This is a genomic window from Tsukamurella pseudospumae (assembly GCF_001575195.1).
Taxonomy (GTDB): domain Bacteria; phylum Actinomycetota; class Actinomycetes; order Mycobacteriales; family Mycobacteriaceae; genus Tsukamurella; species Tsukamurella pseudospumae.
In genome coordinates this window covers 1-361 of the sequence record NZ_LSRF01000043.1, presented here as the reverse complement: position 1 = coordinate 361, position 361 = coordinate 1, and the positions used below count along the sequence as shown (strand labels likewise).

Here is a 361-nt window from a genome sequence, read left to right as displayed (position 1 = left end):
GCCTGTTCCAAGATTAGGATTCTCACCACCTTGAGTGGGTAAGACCCCCTACAGACTATGGGGTTGATAGGCCAGAACTGGAAGCGCAGTAATGCGTGCAGGTGACTGGTACTAATCGGTCGAGGACTTACCACACACATAACATTCGCCAAAACGAGCACTGATGGCTCACAGAAGATTATGCGTGTAACAATTCACAGAAATCCGGCCCGTGAGGGTTGGTTCGCGTCCACTATGCAATGTCTGAGACAACACATGTGTTGTTTCGCAGTGTTACGGCGGCCATAGCGAAGGGGAAACGCCCGGCTCCATTCCGAACCCGGAAGCTAAGCCCTTCAGCGCCGATGGTACTGCACTCGTG

General features: G+C 52.9%; 2 rRNA genes. Both read left to right on the top strand.

The window, feature by feature from the left end:
• A 23S ribosomal RNA gene (locus AXK60_RS12945) occupies positions 1-135 on the top strand; the annotation flags it as partial.
• A gap of 139 nt (positions 136-274) precedes the next feature.
• Positions 275-361, top strand: a 5S ribosomal RNA gene (gene rrf / locus AXK60_RS12940); the annotation flags it as partial.